Annotated in this window: 26 protein-coding genes and 1 pseudogene (1 of these 27 running past the window's edge); 7 read left to right on the top strand and 20 right to left on the bottom strand. The window is 36.1% G+C overall.

Annotated elements, in window-relative coordinates:
* Positions 1–378, top strand: a pseudogene (locus tag E6H07_14310) (N(4)-(beta-N-acetylglucosaminyl)-L-asparaginase) (it extends 652 nt beyond the left edge of the window).
* 131 nt (positions 379–509) lie between these two features.
* A complete protein-coding gene (locus tag E6H07_14315; protein ID TMI62585.1) occupies positions 510–1,262 on the top strand; it encodes a copper homeostasis protein CutC in 753 nt (250 codons plus the stop codon).
* Positions 1,263–1,319: 57 nt separating this feature from the next.
* On the opposite strand, the gene E6H07_14320 is transcribed toward E6H07_14315, so the two are convergent.
* The gene (locus tag E6H07_14320) at positions 1,320–3,248 is read right to left on the bottom strand and encodes a TlpA family protein disulfide reductase (GenBank protein ID TMI62586.1); all 1,929 of its coding nucleotides are present in this window, start codon (positions 3,246–3,248) and stop codon (positions 1,320–1,322) included.
* Between the two features lie 274 nt (positions 3,249–3,522).
* Between E6H07_14320 and E6H07_14325 the strand changes: the two genes are divergently transcribed.
* Positions 3,523–4,527 carry a hypothetical protein gene (locus E6H07_14325; GenBank protein ID TMI62587.1) on the top strand — a complete coding sequence of 335 codons (1,005 nt, stop codon included), beginning with the start codon at positions 3,523–3,525 and terminating at the stop codon, positions 4,525–4,527.
* 107 nt (positions 4,528–4,634) lie between these two features.
* On the opposite strand, the gene E6H07_14330 is transcribed toward E6H07_14325, so the two are convergent.
* The 5 genes from E6H07_14330 to E6H07_14350 form a co-directional block, all read right to left on the bottom strand.
* Positions 4,635–5,393 carry a hypothetical protein gene (locus E6H07_14330; GenBank protein ID TMI62588.1) on the bottom strand — a complete coding sequence of 253 codons (759 nt, stop codon included), beginning with the start codon at positions 5,391–5,393 and terminating at the stop codon, positions 4,635–4,637.
* A 260-nt stretch (positions 5,394–5,653) separates the two neighbouring features.
* The gene (locus tag E6H07_14335; protein TMI62589.1) at positions 5,654–6,010 is read right to left on the bottom strand and encodes a hypothetical protein; all 357 of its coding nucleotides are present in this window, start codon (positions 6,008–6,010) and stop codon (positions 5,654–5,656) included.
* Positions 6,003–6,296, bottom strand: a complete 294-nt coding sequence (locus E6H07_14340) for a hypothetical protein (GenBank protein TMI62590.1) — start codon at positions 6,294–6,296, stop codon at positions 6,003–6,005. The genes E6H07_14335 and E6H07_14340 overlap by 8 nt, the downstream gene beginning before the upstream one ends.
* A 239-nt stretch (positions 6,297–6,535) precedes the next feature.
* A complete protein-coding gene (locus E6H07_14345; GenBank protein ID TMI62591.1) occupies positions 6,536–6,910 on the bottom strand; it encodes a hypothetical protein in 375 nt (124 codons plus the stop codon).
* 740 nt (positions 6,911–7,650) lie between these two features.
* Positions 7,651–7,728 carry a hypothetical protein gene (locus E6H07_14350; protein ID TMI63076.1) on the bottom strand — a complete coding sequence of 26 codons (78 nt, stop codon included), beginning with the start codon at positions 7,726–7,728 and terminating at the stop codon, positions 7,651–7,653.
* Positions 7,729–8,761: 1,033 nt separating this feature from the next.
* Here E6H07_14350 and E6H07_14355 point away from each other — a divergent pair.
* On the top strand, positions 8,762–10,474 hold the full coding sequence (locus E6H07_14355) for a TlpA family protein disulfide reductase (protein TMI62592.1): 1,713 nt from the start codon (positions 8,762–8,764) through the stop codon (positions 10,472–10,474).
* 614 nt (positions 10,475–11,088) lie between these two features.
* On the opposite strand, the gene E6H07_14360 is transcribed toward E6H07_14355, so the two are convergent.
* The 9 genes from E6H07_14360 to E6H07_14400 all read right to left on the bottom strand — a co-directional run bounded on the left by E6H07_14360 (position 11,089) and on the right by E6H07_14400 (position 18,217).
* A complete protein-coding gene (locus E6H07_14360) occupies positions 11,089–11,586 on the bottom strand; it encodes a hypothetical protein (protein TMI62593.1) in 498 nt (165 codons plus the stop codon).
* A gap of 189 nt (positions 11,587–11,775) precedes the next feature.
* Complete coding sequence (locus tag E6H07_14365) at positions 11,776–12,456, bottom strand: hypothetical protein (GenBank protein ID TMI62594.1); 681 nt, start codon at positions 12,454–12,456, stop codon at positions 11,776–11,778.
* A gap of 206 nt (positions 12,457–12,662) precedes the next feature.
* Positions 12,663–13,232: a hypothetical protein gene (locus tag E6H07_14370; GenBank protein ID TMI62595.1), complete on the bottom strand. Its 570-nt coding sequence runs from the start codon at positions 13,230–13,232 to the stop codon at positions 12,663–12,665.
* Positions 13,233–13,542: 310 nt separating this feature from the next.
* Entirely contained in the window at positions 13,543–14,193 is a 651-nt protein-coding gene (locus E6H07_14375) for a hypothetical protein (protein TMI62596.1), read from the bottom strand.
* Positions 14,194–14,376: 183 nt separating this feature from the next.
* Positions 14,377–14,700, bottom strand: a complete 324-nt coding sequence (locus E6H07_14380; GenBank protein TMI62597.1) for a hypothetical protein — start codon at positions 14,698–14,700, stop codon at positions 14,377–14,379.
* Between the two features lie 202 nt (positions 14,701–14,902).
* Positions 14,903–15,430 carry a hypothetical protein gene (locus E6H07_14385; GenBank protein TMI62598.1) on the bottom strand — a complete coding sequence of 176 codons (528 nt, stop codon included), beginning with the start codon at positions 15,428–15,430 and terminating at the stop codon, positions 14,903–14,905.
* A 132-nt stretch (positions 15,431–15,562) separates the two neighbouring features.
* The gene (locus tag E6H07_14390; protein TMI62599.1) at positions 15,563–16,015 is read right to left on the bottom strand and encodes a hypothetical protein; all 453 of its coding nucleotides are present in this window, start codon (positions 16,013–16,015) and stop codon (positions 15,563–15,565) included.
* Between the two features lie 181 nt (positions 16,016–16,196).
* Positions 16,197–16,592, bottom strand: a complete 396-nt coding sequence (locus tag E6H07_14395; GenBank protein ID TMI62600.1) for a hypothetical protein — start codon at positions 16,590–16,592, stop codon at positions 16,197–16,199.
* A gap of 164 nt (positions 16,593–16,756) precedes the next feature.
* Positions 16,757–18,217, bottom strand: a complete 1,461-nt coding sequence (locus E6H07_14400) for a PLP-dependent aminotransferase family protein (GenBank protein ID TMI62601.1) — start codon at positions 18,215–18,217, stop codon at positions 16,757–16,759.
* A 184-nt stretch (positions 18,218–18,401) separates the two neighbouring features.
* On the opposite strand from E6H07_14400, the gene E6H07_14405 reads away from it, so the two are divergent.
* Together E6H07_14405 and E6H07_14410 are read left to right on the top strand one after the other, a co-directional pair.
* Positions 18,402–18,890, top strand: coding sequence for a GNAT family N-acetyltransferase (locus E6H07_14405; protein ID TMI62602.1), 489 nt, complete (start codon positions 18,402–18,404; stop codon positions 18,888–18,890).
* Between the two features lie 5 nt (positions 18,891–18,895).
* Positions 18,896–19,984, top strand: a complete 1,089-nt coding sequence (locus E6H07_14410) for a branched-chain amino acid aminotransferase (protein TMI62603.1) — start codon at positions 18,896–18,898, stop codon at positions 19,982–19,984.
* Positions 19,985–20,024: 40 nt separating this feature from the next.
* Here E6H07_14410 and E6H07_14415 read toward each other — a convergent pair whose 3' ends face one another.
* Together E6H07_14415 and E6H07_14420 are read right to left on the bottom strand one after the other, a co-directional pair.
* The gene (locus E6H07_14415; GenBank protein TMI62604.1) at positions 20,025–20,483 is read right to left on the bottom strand and encodes a DUF2716 domain-containing protein; all 459 of its coding nucleotides are present in this window, start codon (positions 20,481–20,483) and stop codon (positions 20,025–20,027) included.
* 688 nt (positions 20,484–21,171) lie between these two features.
* Entirely contained in the window at positions 21,172–21,567 is a 396-nt protein-coding gene (locus E6H07_14420) for a hypothetical protein (GenBank protein TMI62605.1), read from the bottom strand.
* Positions 21,568–21,827: 260 nt separating this feature from the next.
* Here E6H07_14420 and E6H07_14425 point away from each other — a divergent pair, with 260 nt between their 5' ends.
* A complete protein-coding gene (locus E6H07_14425; GenBank protein TMI62606.1) occupies positions 21,828–22,265 on the top strand; it encodes a hypothetical protein in 438 nt (145 codons plus the stop codon).
* Between the two features lie 53 nt (positions 22,266–22,318).
* Here E6H07_14425 and E6H07_14430 read toward each other — a convergent pair whose 3' ends face one another.
* From E6H07_14430 to E6H07_14440, 3 genes are all read right to left on the bottom strand, one after another.
* Entirely contained in the window at positions 22,319–23,383 is a 1,065-nt protein-coding gene (locus E6H07_14430; protein ID TMI62607.1) for a Fic family protein, read from the bottom strand.
* Between the two features lie 170 nt (positions 23,384–23,553).
* Positions 23,554–23,994, bottom strand: coding sequence for a hypothetical protein (locus tag E6H07_14435; protein ID TMI62608.1), 441 nt, complete (start codon positions 23,992–23,994; stop codon positions 23,554–23,556).
* Positions 23,995–24,087: 93 nt separating this feature from the next.
* Positions 24,088–24,951 carry a sugar phosphate isomerase/epimerase gene (locus tag E6H07_14440; protein TMI62609.1) on the bottom strand — a complete coding sequence of 288 codons (864 nt, stop codon included), beginning with the start codon at positions 24,949–24,951 and terminating at the stop codon, positions 24,088–24,090.
* Between the last annotated feature and the right edge of the window lie 15 nt (positions 24,952–24,966).

Consider the following 24,966-nt stretch of genomic DNA (forward strand, 5'->3'; position numbering starts at 1 on the left):
TGCACTACAAGCGGCGCTGGTTTTAAAATGCGTGGCAGGTTAGGCGATTCACCAATTATTGGCGCCGGTTTGTTTGTAGATAATGAAGTTGGCGCCTGCACATCAACAGGACAAGGTGAAGATGTGATACGAGTTGCGGGTTCGCATTCTGTTGTTGAACTGATGCGGCAGGGTTTATCACCTGAGGCTGCCTGTAAAAAAGTAATTGAAAGAATAGTGAAGATCAAAAAAGATAAGGTAAAAGATATACAGGTTTGTTTCCTGGCTGTAAATAAAAAAGGGATTGTTGGCGGATTTTCTATTCATCCGGGTTTCAGCTATGCACTTAAAACAAATACAGTTGATAAACTGGTAAAATCTAAAAGCTGGTTTTCATAGTGAATGGGCAATGGTGAATGGGCAATGGGCAATGGTCAATTGGCAATAAGCAATCTTGAATAGTAGTTATCTTCGTTATTCACCATTGACTCCATTGACTATTCACCATTCACCATTCACCATTCACAACTATGAATTACATTATCGAAATAGCAACATCCGATTTTGCAACTACAAAAGCTGCTGTTGAAGGTGAGGCTCATCGAATTGAACTCTGTGCTAATCTCGCTGAAGGCGGTACAACTCCATCTTATGCTCTGATTAAAAAAAGCCGTGAGGCATTTGATCTGCTTATTTATCCGATCATCCGGCCAAGAGGCGGCGATTTTCTATATACAAAAGATGAGTTTGAAATAATGAAGAATGATGTGAGACTGTGCAAAGAACTGGGTTGTGATGGGGTAGTGATCGGTTTATTGAATATGGATGGAACAATTGATATTACAAGAACTACGGAGTTGATAGAACTGGCTTATCCATTAGGCGTAACATTTCATCGTGCATTTGATCGTTGTAAAGATCCTTTTGTCGCATTGGAAGAATTAATTGACGCTGGATGTGAAAGAATTCTTACATCAGGGCAGCGAGTATCAGTCAATAGTCAACAGTCAATAATAGACAGCCAGGCTGTTGAGTTGATCGCAGAACTTAACAAGGTTTCAGATAGCAGAATTATCATTATGCCGGGAAGCGGGGTTAGAAAAGAAAATATCAAACTGCTGGCTGAGAAAACAGGTTGCACTGAATTTCATTCTTCATTGCGGGATAAAATAAAAAGCCCAATGCAGTTTATTCATCCGGGTTTTAAAACTTCCGAAGAAAGCTATACAAATAATTATATTGACCCTGAAGAGGTAAAAGCATTACGTAAAGCATTAAATTAAATAAGAAAGCCCCGTTACAAAACGGGGCTTTTACTTTTGGCTAGTGTTTATATGAAATTAAAAAGCTTTAGGTGCTGATTCTTTCGATGCCATTTCGATCATAGCAGTCAATTCAGTCATTAATTTATCGTCGCTGCCATCAAAGCCAACAGCTTTAAAACGTATCATCCCTTTTTTATCAATTACAAACTTGGTAGGGATACCATCTACTTTAAAATCAGCTACAACTTTACTATCATTGTCCATCAGCACATGAAAAGAGTATTTATTGGTATTGATAAACTCAGATACTAATTTCTCTTTGTTGTCGCCATTTTCCCAGGTATCAATAAAAACAAATTTTACATTGGGATCGTCTTTGTATTTGTTTACCATTTTCTGCATTCCGGGGAAACTAGCTTTACAAGGTCCGCACCAGGTAGCCCAGAAATCAACAACAACTACTTTATCTTTCAACTCCCCAAGATTTACTTTTTTGCCATTCAGGTCAACCAGTGCAAATACAGGAGCTTTTTCATTCAGGATTGTTTTTCTTAACTCCGCCAGCATTGTTTCTGTTGCCGACTTCTGGAGATTAGTAATATATTCATCGAAACCTGCTTCTGTTTTTTTATCTTTTACATAAGCTCTTTTCAGGATATCTTTCATTTCGCTGGTGGATTTGGCATCCATCACGAACTGTTCTATTTCTTTTACGTATTGTTTTTTAGGCAACACTTTTTCTGCCAGCAATGCATACGTGTTATTCTGGTCTGCATCTTTTCCGTTATTCACTACAATTGCAGCATCTTTAGCATAAGGGAATCCTTTTTTGTGTTCACCCATTCTGTACATGACCATACCATAAGTATCCGCAAACATGGCATACATGTATTTATTATTTTCTGTCCATTGCTTTTGAGTCATATTATCCGGTTTCTTAGCAGTTGGATTTTTCCATTGCTCCTTATAATAATTGGTAGCAAATTTTGAAAATTCTTCAGCTAATGGAAGATTATCGCTTGTCTTTTGCATTTCCCATGCGGCACTGTTGTATAACGAAGCTAGCTGTGCTTTGTCTTCGATGTTAGCATCTGCTACTGCCTGTTTGAAATTTGGCCAGTCTTTTTTAGCCAGGTATGCATAAGCAATTTGAGCTTTTATATTCGGGAGATTGGGTTTAAGATATTTCCAGTTTTCATCTGTCTCGATCTTGTTGCTGATCTCAGCAAGCAATATTTTTTTCTTTTCTATATCCTGCTCCTGGTAGAATTTATTCAGGGTTTCATTAACCACCCATTTACCATTCGGGAATTTTTCTTTTTTAACAGAACTAACAAACTTCATCTGTTCTGGTGATTTGGCCAGTTGGTAAAGACTTTCAAGATTTGAATAATCAGTTTCTTCTTTTAAACCTGCTTTTAACAATGATTCAATTTCTTTCTGAACGATCTTAGGCGCATCATCTTTTTTAATCGCAGCTAGCGTACTTACATAGCTGATGAGGTATTTTTTCTTATTATCAGGATAGAGTTCAAATTCTTTCTCCATTGCAGCCAATGCTTTTTCATTATTCCGGTCCACACCTAACTGGCGACCCCAATATTGGTAAAAGCCGCTAAGAGCCATGTACGCTCCATCACGGGGTTTATCATCATTATACAAAATGATGGTATAGCCGTCATTAAAATTATTATCAAATTTTTTATCAGCACTAAAGGACAAATAAATAAAATGCATGCCTGTATCAATCGTAAATGAGCCTGAATACTTGCCTGCCGACTTCTGTAGTACAATATCATCGGCTGTTCTTTTAGCCATGCCATTTTGGTAAACAATACCCTCAACCGGTTTGATGGTATTGGCAATATCACCTGCGGGTTCGTAAGTGAAAGTAATAACATCACCCGGTTTGGGTTTTTCTGGTGTATAGGTAAATTTTTGCTGGGCCTGTGTTGTTACTGCTACGAATAATAACAAGGCGGTAAATAGTTTTTGGTAAAACATGGCGTTAATTTTAGAGTATGAAAGGTAGGAAAATCCGGGATGTAAAATGTGAAAATATTGGATTGGTGTCGGGTAAATGTCTTTAAAGCATTGCAGTCCGCCCGGGGTCTTCACAATAGACGGCAATCAAATCTAAGAAAACTTGTTGTGGGACAACGAGGAGTTAAAAATATGAAAGGTTAAAACATATAATATGATGTGATGCAGTAACTTTAAGTCCCGAGGTCTCGCCACCAGATACTTTATGTTTGTCTAGTCCTGAAAAATAGTTATGATGAAAGTTCTGTTGATATTAATCTTTTTTATTGCACCTGTAATTGGAAATTCAAAAAGTATTGAAAAGTATTACTTGATTACATTCAAGGCTGAAGAATATTTATTTCATAACGAGTTTGCATTATCCTGTAAGGAATATAGTAAAGCATTTAAAACAGGCTTTGCTTTTTATGCCGATCTACGAAATGCTTTTAAAGCAGGGTTATTATCAGGGAATGATTCATATATTAAAAAATTTTGGGCTATAATAATTGCTTTACCCGAAGTTGCCAATAGCATCAAAAACGATCCAACAATAATTGGCTTCTGTAAACCTTCTATGCAACAGGAAATTTTAGCTTATAGGAAGGAAAGGCAGAAAACGGATTTTGAAAAAATAATTGATTCTGTTATTCTTATTGATCAAAAGGCTCGGCGGGAATGCAGAAATAACATGACGGATACTTGTAAAATCAGGTTTAAAGTACTTGACAGCATAAACCTGATGAAACTATATCGTCTATTACATAAAACAAATTATACTGAGAGGGAATTTGGGTATAAAACCCAAGAATATATTTATTTAATTGCATTACATGCTCGCCGCTGGGGTTATAAATTTCTGGATTCTTTATTAAAAGAAAACATCAAAAAAGGGAGAATGAAGTCGGTTTTCTTTGCACACCTGATTTCATATAGAAGTGATATTGATTACGTGAATAAAATTTATTTAAATAATCAGAAAAGCATCGGTTTTGATCAAATGGTATGGGTTGTAAATAACAAAGTCGTACAATTTAATAGAACTGATAGCTTAATTGATTTATACAATACGAATCGAAAAGAATTATTTATTTCAAAAACCGAGAATGATATATTAAAGCATGCCCTTATAACAAAGAATAAATTATTTGCCGGATGCGAGAAAGATCTAGTAGTAGATTTTTTTAGGATGGAAATGTCCGACCAACAGTTTATTGATTTTTTAAACAACTTGCGAAGCAAAAAAATGATAAAGGAATGATTTTTCAAGGTCCCGCAGCAGCAGTATCATTTTTTCGAAATCTTTCTTGCGAAAACCTCGTTCTGACAGAATACTATGTTGTGCGCTGCTATTGGAAAGCAGCGATACTAATTTGACTTAAACGTTATTTTTTTAGGCAGATGACCTAAAGTAAAAACTGAGTCGATGTAATCTAATATCTCTCCCTTATTATATTTGTTGATTACACCGTGTCCAGGTAGAGGAATAAAAAAAGTGCCTTCTTTTTGTTGAAATAGATCATCCACATCAGAGGATATTGTAACTAGCTTGTTGTTAGTTATTTTGTACAACTTATATTCAAGACTGTCAAAATTTGTAATACTATCTTTTAGAATTAAATTTCCGTAATTGTATGTCTTAATTATTTTTCCTTTAACATACAGATTTATGTATCCATTTTTGTCTTTTATAAAAACGTCCTTAAATACATTTGTTTTAATGCTGTCTTCGAATTTTTCAATTGAAGGAAGTATAGGCATAATCTTTCCAGCTTTAATGTAGAACCATCCATAGTTGGTAACACCAAATGATTTTATAAACGCTATGTAATCTTTAGAAAGTCTAAACGCTTTATTTGTATTTTCGATTTCATACTTTACAGAATGTTTTGGGTTTGAAATATCTTGCTTTGTAATACCTAAGTCGTAAGAAAAATGACCTAATGCTTTGTGTCTAACAAGCCCTAAGATGTACAAGCCTTTGTCTGGATAAGCTTCCAAAGTGTCAATTTCATCCACTCCTGAAAAATTACTTTCCTTTAAAACGAGATTACTCTTGTGGTAGAAATAGTTATAAGCAAGGTAGCCAATAATAATAATAACGATAAGCAGAAGATATTTTTGCATTATACTGGCTCGGATTTTTTAAAGTTTCTAATAAGTAGCCTACAACTCGCCGCTTTGTGTAATGTTTTGTTCCAAATTTAATTAATAATCAGTTTAAACTGGAACAAAAAAGCAAATCATTCTTTCTGTTCATCCGGGGCTCGCAGCAGCAGTATTATTTTTTCGAAATCTTTCTTGCGAAGACCCCGGGCGGACAGAAGTTTTATAAATTCGAAAAGGGCTGCGATGTGTGGCCCTTTTTTATTTTTGATGGAAACCGATTATTTTTTCCATTCCTTAACTTCAAAAGAGTTTACAGTAGAGTCTTTGTCAAAATGTAACAGTAGAGTTTGGGTATAAATTGGGTCAATGTCGTTACCATAATCTTCGTCAATTTTATATCCAATGTTCATCGTACTGTCCAAGGAATGTTGTGGTTGTCCGAGTAATGAAATTATGTCCTGATAACTTTTTCCTTTCAAAGGGATGTTCTTAGTTAAGTCGTCAACCATTGATTTTCTTTTTGGGAAAGTCATTAGGTCCCCAACTTCCGCCCATTTCTTTTTGTCAAACATTTGATGGGTCTGGCAAGAATAAAGTGTCAGTATTAATAAAGCTGAATTTAAAAATTTAGCCATCTCCTTTTCGTCCTTTTATGAATGAAGAGAAACGTTCGGTCAAAAAAGCATAAAAGACGACGTTCAATAATAGTCCTGAATAGAAAGTTGCTGTCGTCTGATTGAAAAAATCCCAAAATAATGTGTGTGTCGGAAAACGAAATACTTTAAAAAGAGAAGCAAGGATAGAACTGTTCATGGTTCCTTCGTCATATGCCCAAGCACCAAAGAATGATACAACAGTCAATAAACCAAATGCAAAAAAGAAAACTGTCAAAGCTCCAATATTTATACGGTGTCTTAGCATTTTGAGGTGTCAATATATTTGCATACAACTCGCCGCTTGGCGTTGTCTCTTGTTCCAAATTTAATTAATAATCAGTTTAAACTGGAACAAAAAAGCAAATCATTCTTTCTGTTCGTCCGGGGCCTCGCAGCAGCAGCAGTATTATTTTTCCGAAATCTTTCTAGCGAAGACCTCGGGTGGACAGAAAGTTTATATTCTTCAGCCAGCATTGCAGAAAATCCCTTGTTGTAGGCAGTAATTCATGTCGTAATGCGATTGTCTTGAGGTTTTGTTTTAGCTTCTTTCAACTTCAATATGAGCCCAACAAAAATGGCTGTAACAGAATATGCAATTATTATGTCTTGGCTCATGCTTCCTTTAATAATTGCTTGAGTGATGAATATCCCTAAAACCGTAACCGCGATTAAGATAAATTTCGAACCCCAAAAATTTATGTCCTGCTTTGATAAAAAATAAAAACAGATCAGATAAATTAAAAAGGTTGGAATAGAAAATGCGATACTAAAAAGTAGTGTTATTGGATAAACTTCTAATAATCCAACTATTTCATGAGGGTTTGTCCCAAAAATATATTCTATAGCTTGTGAGGTAAATGGAGCTATTAAGAGTGTCAAAGCCCAATGTGTAAAAATGTACGTTCGCCGCATTTTTCTGTTTATATTTTGTGAAGCATATCAGGTGTAAACGTCATAACTCCTCAATTAGAAAGTGTCTTGCTGTATTGCCTACAACGGCTAGGGCTTTCTGCTGTGCTGATATTCTATGATTCTTCAGCCCAAACCGTCGGTGGGTAAAGTTAATGTAGTTGATGTTATATTCGGTTGGCGTAGTGTCTTGTTCCAAATTTAATTAATAATCAGTTTCAACTGGAACAAAAAAGTAAATCATTCTTTCTGTTCGTCCAGGTCTCGCAGCAGCAGTATTATTTTTTCGAAATCTTTCTTGTGAAGTCCCCGGGCGGATCGAAAAAAATATTGGTAAACTGCCTGCATGGCGTGGCGTAAATGGCGATGCGTGGATATTTACGGATGAGATTGTGGTGAAGTAGAAAGAATTTAGGATAGCAATTTGAAGATAATTATGGCTAAAACCTCGTACGGACTGAATTTCACCTAGTATCCAATGAGTCACTCTTTTTATAATCACTAGGCCCTTGAGATGGTCGACTTTCATTGTTGAAGTTTGGAAAAATAATTCTAATCAAAACTGCAACAATTATTACTATAAGTATAATTGCAGTAATTTTTCTTGCTGAATTCTTATACTTAGCAGCGAAATATGAAGATCCCATAAATTTATTTTAACAATCAATAAAACTTGTGATGGGCCCGGAACTTAAAGTTAATGTGATAAGTTAAATAAAATCAATCATCCCTTCAATATCCGAAGGTTGAAACCATTTCATCTCTTTATCCTTCCTGAACCAGGTCATCTGCCTCTTCGCATATTGCCTTGTATTAGTCTTCTGTTCATCCGGTGTCTCGCAGTAACAGTATTATTTTTTCGAAATCTTGCTTGCGAATACCCCGGGCGGACAGAGGTAAATGGCTTTAAAGCATTTTTTTCACCAGCCTACCCAACATCATCAGGGCATAATCCACATCATTATTCCAGGGTTTGCCAAAACTGATCCGGATAAAATTCTTATAACTAATGCCTGACGAAAATATGTTCTGTTCGTCCGGAGTTTCGCAGCAGCAGTATTATTTTTTTGAAATCTTTCTTGCGAAGACCCGGGGATAACTGAAATCATATATTTATTCACATACCGCAAGTGGAAGTAACATGTTATAAATACTTTCTGCTGAAGATAATCTAATACTAAAGGAAGCATTATTTCTCAAAAGGTGTTTTTCCAGGGAATCTTGAGAAGGAAATAAGTGTTTGTTAATTTTTCCCTTATCAAAATTTATTAGAAGAAATTTATCCCTTAATTCAGAAATTATGTAGCAATTCCTCCAACTTATTTTTTTTACAGTGTCTATAACAATTTCATACTTTTCTGACCCAGCGTGTTGAAATAAGACAGCAAAAACACTCTCAGTTTTTTTTGCTAAGTAAAAATTGCATGATAAACATTTTTTTGCATCGAACTGTTTGTCATTCTCAGTGCACGATGACAATAATAATATAAAAAAAATAATCCTAATTTTCCTCATTGATCTTTCAATTTTGTAGGTAATTTAATCAGTTTCCGGGTAGATGCCCAAATTAAAGAGACATTTTCTGATTGATGTTCCATTTTGTCCTTTTTTAGATTTACAAATTCTGTAAACCTATTTCAGGACTAGACATTTTCGAAATCTTTCTTGCGAAGACCCCGTGCGGACAGAAGGCTAAGATTAACTAACTTTGATGACGAAAATTAATCTGCAAGTTGCCTATAAAAGATTGGTTTCTGCTATGATCGTTCTTAGGAAACTTTTCAGATACAGCAAAACGCAATAAAAAATATCACAGTAATTATGCGATCTCTTTTTTTCTTCTTTCTGACTTTCAGCATATGCGTAGATGCGCAACAAAAGTATGCCGAGCCATTAACGATCGCAGACCCGGCAATGGATGGGTATTTACAAAAAAAGCGTCCCGCTATACTGACCATTAAAATTATTAATGCACCTGACACGATTACGAAAGTCCAGGTTAAGTGCAGTTTTGTTAGGTTCGGTTCGGTTTTCCAATCAAACAAGTTTTATCAATTTGACAAGAACGGTTTTCTGAAAATTGTCTTAGATGACCGCTTGCCCTATCAACAGGTTTGGCTGGATATTGATCATTACTTATATGCGGGACTTTATGTTAATGAAGGCCTGATTGTAACCATCGATGCCCGTAAAATAAAGAATGATGAAAGATTTTATATGATCGATGATGGAGTGGAATATTCTGATGTCGATGGTGAATTGAATAGGGTCATGAACAAACACACAATTTACAAGCAAGATATTAGAAATGGATTGAGCGACCAGTTTTATGCAGTATCGAGGACGAGAAGGCAGTACGGTGAGGACGAGTTTCTTTCCAAATTCGACTCCATCTATCAAGCAATCAACGCCATTGACGATGAATTTATAAAGTACTATCCAAATTTCAAATGGGCCATACATAATAATCTCACCGCTGAATATTACGGTGGACTGTGCATGGCTTACTGGGGTGATAAAATGCCTGATAGTTTATTTAAAAAAATAGATTCTTTCTCCCCCTATTTTTCAAGTAACAATGGACTACTTTTTTATAATTATTTTTTTAATTATCTCATTTTAAAAAATGATAACCCCAGGGTAAACATGGATGAACAATTGTACAGCAATTATATAAACTACGGTCCGGAACAGCGAGCTGTCCTTGATTCCTTGAAATATTATTCACAGGTGCCGGAAGCTCAAAAGAAGGAAGCATTAAAAGAGATCAATAAGAAAAAACAAGAACTGTTTCTTGGCGACATAGTAAAAATAAATACCAGTAATCTTTTGCATTTAATTGATAGCCTTTATACGCCACCAAAGTCCGATATTTTAAAAACATTCTTGCTTGCGAAGGGGAAAATTGAGTTTGGTAAAACATATCCTGAGATAATAAAAACGATGCAGACTAAATGGTGCAGAAATATTGCAAGCAGAGAATTAAATGAGTCAATATTAAAGCAAAAACAAATTGATGGTCTGCTCGCAAAAGGAACCCAAATCAAAGAGAGCAATTCGTTTATCGGTAAACCATTGGGATCTCTCACATTCAATGCAAACCTTTACAGGCTGGATAGTGTTAAGAATCTTGACGAATTTATTGTCCATCTAAAATCAAAATTTCCCAATAAGGCTTTGGTCATTGATTTTTGGGCGACGTGGTGTGCCCCCTGCTTGAAGGAATTACCTGCGAGTAAAAAACTACAAGAAGCCAACAGCGATCTTCCAATCGCATTTATTTACATCTGCACTAATTCCAGTTCAAATATCACAGTTTGGAAAAACAAGATTGCGGATCTGCAAATTCCAGGTACACATATTTTTGCAGATGACAAACTTGTGAGTGAATTGCAAAGTAAATTTAATGCTGAAAAAGGTTTTCCAGCCTATGTGGTTATAGACGCAAACGGAAAACTGAAACCAAAAGCGATTGATTGGATGCACTCTCTGGACAGAGATAAATTAAAAAATGCTGTGGGAATCTACCAATAACTGTACAGTCATTGTTTTAAGCTTCTATTCATCCGGGTCTCGCAGCAGCAGTATTATTTTTTCGAAATCTTTCTTGCGAAGTCCCCGGGCGGACAGAAATGAAATTCAGTTTTGAAAAGAAATGTTTGCTAAAAGATGAGGACAATATAGATAATTAGGAGAAGTATTAATTCTACTAACCAAATCGCTAAAACTCGTTCTCTAATAATTAGTCTAACTATCACATCGGCGGCACCTAATATAAAAAAAGCTGGAAAAAACAAACCCCCGACAAAATGCGTCCATTTCGTGGTATCTCCCTGAAATCTATTTTTATCAATGATAAATGCAATAAAGCAGAATAAAAGTGCCAGAATAAACGGGGACAAAAAATAGAAAACTGTTTTTGCTAAACTACTTCTACGTCTTAGATTCATGATTTGTTTACTTACACGTCTTAATTACGCCCAACTCGCCGCTTGGCGTAGTTTCTTATTTCAAATTTAATTAATAATCAGTTTAAACTGGAACAAAAAAAGCAAATCTTTCTTTCTGTTCGTCCTGTGTCTCGCAGCAGCAGTATTATTTTTTCGAAATCTTTCTTGCGAAGATCCCGGGGGACAGAAGGTATTTAGTTACTCAGTTTCCTTTCTTATCCATTTGTTTTTGTCAAGCTTTGTTGTGTCAACTTTTTTTGAATACAAGATTTGTTTTGTTAGAGATTTCATTTTATAAAACTCATACTTTGGTAAATCGCTGTCATATGCTCCGCAGTCATAGTGTCTTTTGATGACTTTCAATGAGGTGTCTGATTTGTTTACAAACAAAATATCGTCAGTTATGTAACCGCACATTGTCCTGCCAAAAACATATACACTCAAAAAAAGGAAAGAAACAATAGCCAAGAAAATTATCAGAGCTTTAGATGTTCTGTTTTCAGGGCTTATGACTTTTTTCAGAAGTGTCAACAAAACGGCTACAGGAAAAATCAGCCAAACTAGCGCATAAAAGGTTTCAGCAGAGCTTTCATTACTGAATTGGAACGGCATGTACTGGCCAATAGTTAAGACAAAGAGGCATAGGACAATCCAAGAAATACTAGTCCAAAAAATTATTCTTAAAAATAGTATCATGTAAAATCGAGTTTGTAAAGATAATTACCGTGTTAATGCAGTTAAGAATATATTCTACAGCCAGCAACCCTGGGTCTCGCAGCATCAGTATTATTTTTTCGAAATCTTTCTTGCGAAGATCCCGGGTGGACATAAAAAAAGATCAAAATTTGTTTGGTTTTTTACACAGTTCATGTTAGGTGCAGTGTTTTACTGGTCAGCATTTTTAGGTCGAAATAAGACTTTCCCTTTTTTGATAGCTAAGCTATCACCTTTAATCATTACAGTTTGGTTTCCAAAATCAAAGGGAACGGGGTCTCCGTCGAGGGTCGTGCCCGCGAAATTGACTGTGATAGTGACCTCTTTTGTTTCTTTTCTAAAGGTGTGAAATGGATTGTCGTTTTCCTTCCAATGGTTAGAAGGGCGTGCTTCGTAATCCAAGAAGAACCCTCCATAATCCTTTTTTGAAACAATTAATCTTCCTAACGAGTCGACCGATCCGTATGTAGTCTTAAAAGTTACAGTGTCGTTATAAATGAGACCTAAAAACACACTTGACATTGGTTTATTAAAATAGTCGTACACAAACAATGAGACACTATCTGTCTCTTCAGCATTTATGAATTTAACTGTAGACTTGGGGTATGCCTTTGAGCTATTGAATCCTTTTAACTGAAGTTCATTTTTTTTGATTGCCCACGTTCCCTTTCCGTAATATACTTTCCCGCATTCGCAGGAGGATGTACTAAAGAATAGGCCATCGGAACTCAAAATTAAATGATTACTAAAGAAGAAACCCTCCGGATTTCGAAACTCCCTGTAAATGGCGGGCGGTTGTTGCCCAAAAGATAGATTGGATAGCAACAATACAAATAGAGTCAGTTTAGACATTTATGGATGGTTAATATTGCACCTAATTCGCCGCTTGGCGTTATATCTTTTTTCAAATTTAATTAATAATCAGTTTCAACTGGAACAAAAAAGCAAATCATTCTTTCTATTCGTCCGGGTCTCGCAGCAGCAGTATTATTTTTTCGAAATCTTTCTTGCAAAGACACCAGGCGGACAGAAAGCAGAAAATCCCATGTTATCGGCTGTTATATCTCGCAGCCCATTTGTATTGCTGCCAAAAAAATAAGATTATAAAATTTATGATTGGGTTTCTCTTTTCGAGTAAATACAATGTTAGTAAAACAAGGTCGCCGATTAAAACTAGACCATGTATAATTCTTAAGTCGCCAAATGATTTCGTTGTATCCAATAGTGACATCCCAGCTTTCAATAATAGCCGCTTCCTTGAAATCGATCTTTAAAATGGAAGAATCGAAACGGTTTAGGATGGTGTCTAATGATTTTGTTGTCTTAAGTTTAAGATTATTGAATATACTGTCAAATGCTATTGGGGCTTCTTGTAACATGACGTAAAACTGCTCAGTCAATCCTCTTGTCACACCAATAACATTTTGGTCTTTTCGGAAATACTCAAAATGAACACTAAACCAGTTGTCGTGGTTTGGATTAGTGAAATTTGAAAATTCAATGTCTGTCCCCGGAATTTTTGTCCAATGCTGAGCAGTCGCTGTTAAGCAAGAAAATAGAATGATTATTTGTAATAGTGTTTTCATAATTGCACACAACTCGCCGCTTTGAGTTATGTCTTGTTCCAAATTTAATTAATAATCAGTTTAACTGGAACAAAAAAAGCAAATCATTCTTTCTATTCGGCCAGGTCTCGCAGGAACAGTATTATTTTTTCGAAATCTTTCTTGCGAAGACTCTGGGCGGATAGAAATAGTTTCAAATTTTTCGATGACTTTGTCTTTTTCAATAGTGCCAATCAATTATGTCTGGCTCAAAGGGGTCACAAAATGATCCTCTAAAATTCATTGTTAAGATTGTTTGTATTCTTTGTGAATTCTTTCATGTCGATGGGTTGTTCGTTACAAAAGTTAAACCACACTTGCACAAAACCTGATGTTAGCGGCAGCTCTTTCTGAAACGTTTCAAATCTAAAACTTCTACACGGCCTGTTGTACGAATCCATTTTACGGTTCCATAGTCCCGGCTTAACCACACAGTTGCTTTGTCTGGTTTTGTTGACCTGTCATACACCATTAAGTTAAGCCTCAGACATTTTTTTAATAGGGTATCTCCAATAGAGATATCTTCAAATTGAAAATCCTTTATAAAAATTTCCATCACAAAGCTCCATTTTAATTTAGCCAGGTCGAAGGGCTTTGGAAATTTTAAATTTGGCGGTAGAATATGATTGAAATTATCCTTTGTCAATTCAGTGGGACTTTGATTCTCGGTAAGTGATGCTAACAATACCGAATCATTCTTAAAAATCATAGCAGACCCATGAAAACTTGCCAATTGTGCCCAAATTCCAGCCGTGTCGGATGCATGAGAAATATAGTAGGCTGTGTCACTCCCAATTAGAATTTTTCTATAGACCAAATTAATTGTATCATGAAGTCCGGAAGCATGGAAAGAATTGTAAACACAATTATAGATTAGAGTGTCACATTTGGGCTTCAAATAATCAGAGAGGTTGAGACCTGAAGTTTGTCCATTCGCAACCGTACCGAAGCTGAATACAAATGAAACTATTAATATTATTCTCATGATTTAGATGTCTGCCGAATTGCCGCTAACTCGCCGCTTGGCGCAATGTCTTGTTCCAAATTTAATTAATAATCAGTTTAAACTGGAACAAAAAGCAAATCATTCTTTCTGTTCGTCTGGGTTTCGCAGCAGCAGTATTATTTTTTCAAAATCTTTCTTGCGAAGACCCCGGACGGACACAACTTAAGAACCGCAAAGTCCGACAAACTGGTTTGTATAATGCCAAACAAACAAAACAATAATAGCTAAATTGATTGCACTTAAATACAAGAACTCCCGTGAGCTCAAACGTTTCTCAAATTTTTGTTGAATAAACCAGTTAAGAAAAGTGACGAGACATAAATAAATCAAACCGCTAAAAGTGAGTTCTTTGATGCGCTCAATCACAACGCCCCTGATCTGGTCGCAAGGTGGAATACGGACGATTAAACCATAAGAAAGAATTGTCATCCACCACATCAAAACAAGGCCGCCGATATTTAGTAGGTATTTGATTGCTCTTGCCATAACGAATATTTCCGCCTGCTGCTAACTCGCCGCTTGGCGCAATGTCTTGTTCCAAATTTAATTAATAATCAGTTTAAACTGGAACAAAAAGCAAATCATTCTTTCTGTTCGTCCGGGTCTTGCAGCAGCAGTATTATTTTTTCGAAATCTTTCTTGCGAAGACTCCGGGCGGACAGAAACTAGCATAGCAAAAAACCCCATGTTATATGCCGCCGTTGGTTATCAGCCACTCTTCCAAATACTTTCTTATCTTCTCTTCTGTTTTTATAATATATCCTTCTTTCGTCAATCCATCTGCAGTATGAAAATCAAGTCCGTCCGTTTTTTCTTCCCAAATTGAAATATAGTCTGCATAGCAAGGCATAAGGCCTATATCGTCCCAGTCAAATTCTGTTTTATTGATTATCTCATTAAGCTTTTCAAGCTCAGGGTATGTGTCAGTTTTTTTGTCAATAATAGATTTTGCATAAAAAGCAACAACATTTATTAAAGCTTCTCTTCTTTCTTTAAGTCTCAAGCCGAGTTCCTTTAACGCGGTTCTAAAATAATCCCTAAGTACAAATGAATTGTCTGTCACATTATGTCCTGCTAGAATACGAAGTGATTCAGAGTCGTAACCTTCTTCAAGCCCTGTCATTGCAATATCAGGAAGGTCTTTGTCTGTAAGAAAACTTAAAGTATAAGCTGATAATTTCTGATGAAAAGTCATAATAGATGGCACATAACTCATTAATTGCCGTAATGTCTTGTTCCAAATTTAATTAATTCTGTTCATCCGGTGTCTCGCAGTAACAGTATTATTTTTTCGAAATCTTGCTTGCGAATACCCCGGGCGGACAGAATACCAAAGTTGTAGGCAGTTTTATTTCCAATGCTCAAGTCGCCAATTCTTTTCTAGGTATTCAATTATTAAAGTATCATTAAATATTCCATGAGGAGAGAGTGTCAAATCTTCTTTGCTAAGTTCCTTTTTTAATTCTCGTTTTAAGGTTTGGACATCCACAATATGCCAACCTAGAAACTCACCTCTAACATTATGTTGAGTCCTAACTTTTATAGGTATAGAATAATATTTTGGAATAGTAAATTGCCCTACTTTTTCGATTAGCTTTCTTTTGTACGCAATCTTTACTAGAAATTGAATACTGAATCTTTCCAAAATATCTACTTCAGTTTGAGATACCTCTGCTCTTTCTTTTATAGGTTCTAGGATCCTTACTAACTCAATTCCATGTTCCCAAACCTGGATAAATTGAATAAAGCCAAAACCTTTCTGAGTTTTGATTGCAAAAACATCACCTTGGTTAATCTTCATGGTCTAACAAAATTGCCACTAACTCGCCACTTGGCGTAGTGTCTTGTTTCAAATTTAATTAATAATCAGTTTAAACTGGAACAAAAAAAGCAAATCATTCTTTCTGTTCGTCCGGTGTCTCGCAGCAGCAGTATTATTTTTTCGAAATCTTTCTTGCGAAGACCCAGAACGGACAGAAAATTCATTTTAATAAATTCAAAATTGTAGAAATTGTTTCCTTTGTAAGACTACCATTTATTTCAGGGTCTGCCAGGTCGAATGTTATTTCTTTAATAGTTGCATTTGAAAAATCCACATCGTCGCCTAAGGTTAAGCAATCACATATATAAGATAATATAGCCAAATTGTAATCATTATCTGTTAGATCGGCGATTAATTTGCTTAGACTTGAATTGTTTATGTAAATAGCTTCATCTTCGTCAAAATGCAATGGTATTGTTGCTCCAGTTTTTGATACCAGGTCAATGTAATTAGATGTCTCTGGGTCTATACGCTTAACAAAATCTGCTATCTGAAGTGAATTGCTAAAGTATAAATTTAAATCGGAGGCTTTCATGTATTTTAAAATTGCAGCCAATTCGCCGCTTGTTGTAGTGTCTTATTCCAAATTTAAATAATAATCAGTTTAAACTGGAGCAAAAAAGCAAATCATTCTTTCTGTTCGTCCGGGTCTCGCAGCAGCAGTATTATTTTTCCGAAATCTTTCTTGCGAAGATCCCGGGCGGATAGAGGCAAATGGCTTTAAAGCATTTTTTTCACCAACCTACCCAACATCATCAGGGCATAATCTACATCGTTATTCCAGGGTTTGCCGAAACTGATCCGGATAAAATTCTTATAACTACTCCCTGACGAAAATATTTTACCGGGCACAAAGGCAATATGATGCTTGATGGCTTCCGATCTGAGCTTGAAAGCATCAATTTTTTTATCAAGCTCCAGCCACATGATAAAGCCTCCGTGAGGACGGGTAACTTTTGTGCCTTCAGGAAAATATTCAATGATCGCTTGCATGTATTTTAATGATTGCGTATGTAATGCTCTCCGAAGATTTTTTAAATGATATTCATAGCGGCCTATTTTTAGAAAATTAGCCATCGCTACCTGTGTTACAGTCGGGCAACTAATATTGTGAATGCGTTTTATCTGTTTTACTTCCTCAATGAATTTTCCGGGGATAGCCCAACCAACACGATAACCCGGTGCAAGCGACTTGGATAATGATGAACAATGCATCACCAATCCCTGCCTACCGGCAGGCAGGCTTTTTGTATCATAATACTTACATGTTTTTGGTCTTGTTTTACCAAAATATAATTCGCCATAAATATCATCTTCTATCAACGGGATATTGTGTTTTGAGATCAGTTCAACTAATTTCTTTTTATTCTCCTCGGGCATACAACTACCCAGGGGATTATTATAATTAGGAACAAACACACAGGCTTTTATTGAATTCTTTTTAATTGCTTTTTCCAAACATGCAATATCAACACCGGTGGCTGGGTCAGTTGCGATCTCAACAACTTTTAATCCCAATATTTCGATGGCCTGGTAAATACCAAAATAAGTAGGAGTTTCTACTGCCACTGTATCCCCATATTTTGTAACAGCACGAAGGCACATTGTTATTGCCTCAAGACATCCGGATGTGATGACCACATCTTCATGATTCAATTTTCCGCCCCAATTGAAAGCAAGTTTTGCAACCTGTTTACGCAACTCAATATTTCCCTGTGTATGTTCATAGCTAATGCAATGATCTTTGTGATTACGCAATGCATGAACAACTGCTTTGTTCAGCTTTGCCACCGGCAACAACGATATATCCGGAACAGCCAATGCAAGATTGGTCACATTTTCTGCAGTAATGTCTTTGTAAATTGAATTGATCATTTCCTTTACGCTTACTTCATGTGATAAGCTATCAGGCTGCGATAGTTGAGGTAATCCCGGAAATCGTTTATGGCTGAATCGTACATAGTAACCTGATTTAGGTCTTGCCTCGATCAACCCTTTTCCTTCCAGGTGATAATAGGCCTGGAAAGCCGTGCCCATGCTAATGCCATATTCTTCACTTAGTACACGGACCGAGGGGAGTTTATCACCGATCTTCAGTACCTCTTCATCAATCATTTTTTCTAAACCACCGGCTATCTGCAGGTAGAGATGATTGTCATCTGTGAATTTTGCTGAACGCATAGGTTGTTTTTTTTGGCCACAGAGTTACGCGGAGTTTGAGGAGGACCGCTGAGAAAAGCTCTGCGGCTCTCAATATCTCTAAGGTTCTCTGTGGGCTTATTTAATCTGATCTAGTCAAAAATACAATATCTGAATCTGTTTTAAAAGAGAAATTTTTAAAACCTTTGTAGAGAAATTAAAAACCATGATCGAGATCGTTGATTATAAACCCGAATATCAACCTCATTGGGAGAGACTAAACCGTGAATGGATCAAAGTGTTTTTTGAAATAGAACCTTTTGATGAATATGTTTTGCAAAACCCTGAAAAAGCCATTATAAATGATGGTGGCGCCATATTAATTGCTTTGTATAATGGAGAAGTTGCCGGCACAGCAGGGCTAAGAAAAATAGACGATGAAGTGTTTGAGTTTACAAAAATGACAGTAGGCGAGGAGTATCGAAGAAAAGGAATTGCAGAAGCAATGTGCTATGCGAGTTTTGAAAAAGCCAAACAATTGGGGGCAAAAACTGTGATCCTGTATTCAAACACATTGCAGGCTGCCGCAATTAAGATGTATGAAAAGATCGGGTTTCAGCATTTGCCGGTTGAGAACACGGTTTATAAAAGAGCTAATGTGAAAATGAAAATGGATCTAAGTGAGGTTTCAAAAAAAGAGTCATTAAACATTTAAATAGAATCAACATGGAATTGCTAACAGAGATCAAAACCACAAGAGTTAAGAACTCAAAATTAAAAGAACTCGATTTTAACCATATTGAGTTTGGCAAGCATATCTCAGACCATATGCTTGTTTCTGATTTTCATTTTGATGACCCGATGGCTATCGGGTGGAAAGAACCCCAGATCGTACCGTTCGGTAATCTTTCGGTAAGTCCGGCTACGCTGGCCTTACATTATGGACAAACTGTATTCGAAGGGATGAAAGCTTTTCGAATGGCGGATGGCCGTATCAATATTTTCCGGTTGGAAAAACATTTTGAACGTTTCAACCGTTCGCTACGCAGGATGTGTATGGCCGAAATATCATATGAAATTTTTGAAGAAGGAATGAAGCAACTCATTTCATTGGATAAAAATTGGGTACCGGGTGTTGAGCAAGGCTCACTGTATATTCGTCCGTTCTCGTTTGCAAGCGAGGCAAAGTTTGGTGTAAATCCATCAAATGAATATCGCTTTATCATTTTCACAGGACCGGTAGGGCAGTTGTTTGCCAAACCAATTAAAGTAAAAATTGAAACCAACTATATCCGTGCAGCAAAAGGCGGAACCGGTTTTGCAAAATGTGGTGGAAATTATGCGGCATCTATGTACCCTACCAAACTGGCTAAAGAAGAAGGTTATGATAATGTAATGTGGACGGATGCAAATGAGCATAAATACATTGAAGAAAGCGGTGTGATGAACCTGATGTTTGTTTTTAATGGTAAACTGGTAACACCGCCAACATCAGAAACGATACTGGATGGTGTGACGAGAGATTCTTTATTGACATTGGCAAAAGATATTGGTGTAGAAGTAGAAGAACGGCCTGTTGCCGTTGAAGAAATTATGGGTGCATTTGAAAATAAAACGATCACTGAGGCATTTGGTGCAGGTACTGCGGCTGTGATTGCCCCGATTGATACAATTGGTATAGGAGGAAAGAATTATCATTTGCCTGCTTATAATGACCAGAACATTATGTTTCGTTTAAAAAGAAGATTAGATGCAATACGCAGTGGTGTAGCGAATGATGAACATGGTTGGAATACGGTGATTGGATAAAAGGGTTTTGTTTTTTACACAGTTCATGTTGGACGCTGTTTTAGAGTGTGGTCTTTCGAATTTCAAATTCTTTTACTAAGTCGTCTCCAATTAATGTGATTGTTTCTTCCCATGGATGTCCAAACCATACATTTTGAAAGTCTTTTGTCAAAAAAATATAATAATCACCATTGGGAAGAATTGGAATCAACCATTCTCCAAATTCATTTCTCTCCATTTGTTGTCGTGGATCAAAATCGAAACACTGGTGCTGCCAATCCAAAGCGTAAAGTCTTTCATCTGCCTTAGAGATACTTTTAAATAACTCCAAGGCCAATTTTTCTAAATTCTCAAGATTTGTTTGGTCTAATAAATATTTTTCGATCGTGAATTTTTTCTGTGGCAATGAAGTCTTAATACCGGGGAAGTCATTTATACTTGGATTAAAATCAAATAGTCTGTAGAAATTTTCCCATACTTGGTCTTCGTTTTCTTTAGAAAGTTCCTTCCAATTCTTCATCTTGAATGTCTGGTTGAATAATAGCTCCCAACTCAAAAATATGCGAAAGTTTTCGGGCTTTCAAAGAGAAACATTTTTTTAAAACTTTTCTTATCTTGTTAAGGGCAATTACTTCCAAGTTTCCATCTTAAGGTTTTGCTTGTCTCCACAACCCTTGTTTGTCCAAAATGTCCGGCGAACTGTGTCGACGTAATAAAAATCGCACAATTCGTTCCGACCTTTAGTAGTATTAAAATACAGACGTGTGAAGCTCCGGCTGAAAGTACCGCCTGAGGATTCGGTTACACTATATTTCTTGGGTATGCGAAATGTCGAATCCTGAAATAGTTGAACCTCATATAATAATTTATCTTTCTCGTAACATGTTAGAATTGCTATCTGACCATTTTGCAAGAGAAGAGTTGTTTGCTTATCCTTACAGGCAGGAGTCAATAACATTAATAATAAGCAGGTAAATGATATTATTAATATTTTGAGTTTCATCTAAAATTGCGCCCAACGGGCAGGGCTAGTCTGTCAACCGAAAACTTTTTTTACGCCGTTGTTGGTGTTTTGTTTTTATTCGCTGGCAGTTTTAGTTCGCAGCACCAACAACACGAAATTAAGAAAACTAACTATACAGAGGTTGTTGGTAAAGAGTCCTGGTATTGAAAATGAATTTAATTCGCATACCAACAACGGCGTAATGTTATTCCATTATTAGTATTATCCTTTCGGATTCTTCCTTGCAATTAGAATTTAACCACCGACTCCACTCGACTAATACTTCTTTGGTTATTACATAGGTACCATTTTCGCTTTCATCACACTTGATATGCGTGAAATTTATCAAAAACTGAATAGATTTATTTTTCCCTTTTACTTTATACTTTGCCTTTCCATCTGAGTAACTAGTTTGAACCCGTTTTGCGGAGTATATATAAACTCCTTTACTAAAACTATTTGCTAATGAGTTGTAAGTTTCAATTGCTTTTCGACAAGTGGAGATATTTTCATTGCTATTTAATAGCCGAAAACCATCGTAGCCCTTTGTTTCAGGAGTGGCAAGTAAAATAATTGTAACTAGAATAAAATAGAGCTTCATAAAATTCATAGCGTTTATGCCATTGTTGGTATACAAAATACAGCTTTCCGAATAAATACTAAACGGTAATCAAAATCAGCTTCCGGATGAAACAAATACAAATCTTGAATTATCAACAGGAAATAGCAAGTATTTGCACCTCGAATAGTTTATTAGGATAAATCACCCGTTAATATGAATATTTACTATTCTCTTTTAAATATTATTTGAAATAAGAAATAAGACAGGCAAGCTGCCCGTTTTTTGTAATAGTATTAGCTATGAAAACAAAGCTGTTACTCATAATTGCACTTGTTCAATTTCCTCTCCTGGGATTTTCACAAAAAACAGAACCAATTAAATGTTCCGTCAATTTTTCTTTACTTAAAAATGATTCGGTATATATAAAAGGCATGCGAGGGAAGAAAGCAATTAGCAAGAAGTTTTTTAAAAGAAAATTTGAATTGACTGTTTCAAACAAATCATATGAGATCGTCGGGTTTTTTATCAACTGGAATGATCTGCAGGCAAAAATATATAAACGTGGCAACCGTGGTGCAAGAGTGTCTCCCGAAATCGGAATTTTTGAAAGTGATAAGAAAAAGTATTCATTAAAAAATCTTGATCCCGGAGTTGTTATCGGCTTTGATTGTATAATATTAAAAAAGGGCAACGAATACTTTAAGTCGTTGCCCGTGGCATATTATGTAGATCTTTGAACAGGCCTAAATACTCAACCCCTTCATATACTTCCTACCAGCTATTATGCTAGTTACTTATTTCCAGCCAGAATATTAAACAATGACTGATTAATGTAGTAATTATCCCGGCCGATCTTCTTTTTAACAACCAGCTTTTCTTTAGCAATAGCTTCCAGGTAGCGGATTGATGTATTGCGGCTGATATCCAGATCCAGCTGGAGGTATTCGATTTTTGTATAGGGATACATGAAAAGGTTATTCAATAAATCCTGGCTGTATAGTTTAGGAAGATTCGTTCTTAGTTTCTGTTTATAATCAAACATGAGATTTTTTATCTGGCCGATCAAAACAATGCTTTCTTTTGAAGTCTGTTCGGTTGCATCAAGCATAAACAATATCCAATCTTCCCAGTTGTCTTTTTCCCTCACTTCTTGCAGCAACCGGTAATAACGGTTTTTATTTTTTATAATATACCTGCTAAGGTAAAGCACCGGCAGATCGAGTAATTGTTTTAAAATAAGGTACAGGATATTAATGATGCGTCCGGTTCGTCCGTTTCCATCGTAAAAAGGATGTATTGATTCAAACTGGTGGTGAATGATCGCCATTTTTATCAGCGGGTCAGCATCCATCAGGGTATCATCGTTTATAAAATCAACAAGATTTTTCATGAGTTTGATAATCTCCGAATATTCCTGTGGTGGTGTGTAGACTACTTCCCCTGTTTTATCATTTAAAAGTCTTGTTCCGGGCAGTTTGCGGTATCCGGCATTGTTGCCTTCTATTATTTCCTGGATTTTCAGAATTTGATTGTTCTTTATCACTCCAGAATCATTAACCAATTTGAACCCCTTTTTTAATGCCTGTGCATATAGATGCACTTCTTTAGCTTCCGGAGTTGCATAGTGGCCGGCTGCCAGGTTGCTTTGATACACTTCATCAAATGTGCTGATAATATTTTCAACGGCAGAACTTTCTCTTGCTTCACGTAGTGTAAGCGTTTCAATCAAAATATTCTGATTGGGAATACTAGTAATAATTCCTTTCAGTTCGGCCAGTGCCTTATGGGCTGATGCTGCTTTTCGCAATACAGCTTTTGTTTCTACTTCTTTTTTGGGAGGAAGAATGGAAACCATTTGTATTAGTATTTGGGTTATTTCAGGCTAATGTAACCCAAATTTTTAACTTTTTGGGTTATGTTTTCGGAATATAACCCAAATCTGCTATAAAGTTGGTTAAATACTCAATCCCTTCATATATTTCGCATCAGCTTCTACAGCTTTATGTCCCGCCGGGGTCTTCACCATTATAATCCTATTTTCAAAGTAAATGAGGGTTGCATTTTAAAAACATATGAGTTTTGTTTTAGGAAATATATCTTTTGATTATTGAAATTAATTGTTGTTGCCCGCATTGCCTTGTGTTTGTTTTTAGACGATGCCAAATATATCGGAATGCTCGTTAGTATAAAGAGAAAACCAATACCCCCAAACGTATTTTTTATATTTTCATTTTTATATTGTCTGTCATAAATAAAGCCAGAGGGTGCTAGCTCTTCCCCTTTTGGGATCAATAAAGAAGTCAGTATACACGCAGCTCCCCCGGCCAGAAATACATTGGCTACTGTTTTTTGATTTTTACTTTTTTTCAGATAATAGTCTCTGGAATGTTTGAGATTTGTTGATTCTTGACTAAATAAATCTAATACAAAGAGTAAAAGTGTAAGAGAAAAAATAGTCTTTTTCATAATAATAAGTTTGTTGCTTACTTTTTTAAAATGCAGTTTTCGGCTTCACTGTTTTTATTTATACAAAGGGCGAAAGTTATTAGGCAATGGCTATCAGATACTCAACCCTTTCATATATTTTGCATCAGCCTCTACAGCTTTCAGTGGTGTAGTTCCATCATATCTTTCCTGCTCAACAATAAAATATTTCATCCCGGTTTTTTGTGCTGTCTTTAAGATTTTTGGCCAGTCAATACTGCCTGTGCCCAGATCGCAACTGTCAGCCTTTTCTTTTGAATCTTTCCTCCGGTCTTTAATATGGCATAAGCGGAAACGGTTTGGGTATTTCTTTAACCACGTTTCTATATCATGACCGGCAGTAACTACCCAATACATATCCAATTCAAAATCCACAAGATTTGGGTCTGTGTTTTTCATCATTACATCCTGTCCCAGTTCACCTCCCATATCTACAAATGAGTAATCATGATTGTGATAGGCAAAACGGATACCGTTCTTTTTACATATTTCGCCTTTCTGGTTAAACTCATCAGCAAATTTTTTGAACTCATCAATTGATTTCTGCGGACCCTTGTAAGGACAGATCAGGTACTTCATACCTATTTCCGCTGCTTCGGCTGCTTTCTTTTCAAAATCTTTACTGATATCGCAATGACTTGAAACGATCTCCATGCCCAGGTCGCCGATATAGGATTTGAATTCCTTATTCGTCATTCCCCAGAAAATTCCATTTGGTCCTTCAAAACTTTCTAACTGTTTGTATCCAAACGAAGCAACTTGTTTCAGCACCCCTTTCGGATCTTTTGGAAAATCATCTCTTAAAGTATAAAGCTGTAAGCCAAACTTCTTTATTTTTTTAAACTCTTCATTATTCATAAAAGAAGCAAATGCATTATTAGATGCAAGACCTGCTAATGCAAGCCCGCCACCCATTTTCAAAAACTCTTTTCTTTTCATGTGTATTGATTTCAA

The sequence above is a fragment of the Bacteroidota bacterium genome (assembly GCA_005882315.1).
Taxonomy (GTDB): domain Bacteria; phylum Bacteroidota; class Bacteroidia; order Chitinophagales; family Chitinophagaceae; genus VBAR01.